The organism is Desulfofundulus sp., assembly GCF_049701015.1.
Classification (GTDB): domain Bacteria; phylum Bacillota; class Desulfotomaculia; order Desulfotomaculales; family Desulfovirgulaceae; genus Desulfofundulus.
Window position 1 is genome coordinate 1 of record NZ_JBNATZ010000418.1, and the last position, 1,213, is coordinate 1,213.

Sequence of the window (1,213 nt, forward strand, 5' to 3'; positions counted from 1 at the left end):
ATAATTTTTTTCAACAAGCTCAACCAGTGGTCCTAAATTATGGAGTGACGTTTCAGCATAATCTTCAATGCGGCCGTCATCGGCCAATTTTGCCAATTCCGGGTCTACGGGCAAAACTGCCAGTACGGGCAGGCCCCTTTTGCCAGCTTCCTCTCTTAAGTCACCATTACCGAACGGTTGAATTTTTTCACCACAGTGAGGGCAGGTAATATAACTCATATTCTCCACCAATCCCAGGATGGGAATGGCTGCCTGGCGGGCCATTTTAATGGTTTTACCCACCACCATCATGGCCAGGTCCTGGGGAGAAGAAACTACCACAAGCCCATCCAGAGGAAGGGACTGCATTACTGTCAGGGGAACGTCCCCGGTACCCGGAGGCATGTCCACAATTAAGTAATCCAGTTCGCCCCAGGCCACATCGGTCCAGAATTGTTTCACGGCACTGGAAAGAATGGGACCACGCCAAACTACGGGGTCATCTTCTTGAGGCAGGAAAAGGTTCAAGGACATAACCTGGATACCCAGCGATGTTTTGACCGGCAAGATATAGTTTTTAAATTGCTCGGGACGGGCCAGCAAGCCAAAAAGCTTGGGGATGCTGGGTCCGGTGATATCCGCATCCAGTATACCAACCCTGCGACCCCGGCGGGCCAGTGCAATGGCCAGCAGAGAACTGACCGATGACTTACCCACCCCACCTTTCCCACTCATTACTGCAATCACCTGCTTAATATCACTGGCATCGTTTTGAGGCAAGATGGGCGACCCGCTACATTGTCCTGTATTGCACCGCCCGTTATCCCTGTCACTGCAAGTTGTACAATTTGTTCCGTCCATTTCCACAACCCCTCGCCTTTTTTTGTTTTTTCCTCACACCAGTTTAGCATATTTTCTCCTCAGAGAACAGGGTAGGGCTAAAAACTGTGTCCACACCACACCCGGACCGGATATACCTCATCTTCAACCTTCTCGACAAAAATGAAGACCCGGAGCATCACTCCGGGTAGACAGTCACTCTTCCCACTGTTCTCTCAATTTTGGAAACGATCCAGCATACGGTTTAAAACCGCTGCCAGTTCACCCCAGGTAACAACTGCATCGGGAGCATGGTCACCAGTAATAAGGCCTCGTTCCTTCAAGCGTTTAATTTCCTCACCGGGGTCCCAACCGGAACGTTTCTTCAACCCCAAAGTACCTGCAAGGCCTCCTG

The 1,213-nt window shown here is 50.6% G+C and carries 1 protein-coding gene; it reads right to left on the reverse strand.

Annotated features, from left to right (window positions below):
- Nucleotides 1-840: Mrp/NBP35 family ATP-binding protein (locus ACPLUI_RS15025; RefSeq protein ID WP_424661048.1), on the reverse strand; the 840-nt coding region annotated here is incomplete at its 3' end.
- Between the last annotated feature and the right edge of the window lie 373 nt (nt 841-1,213).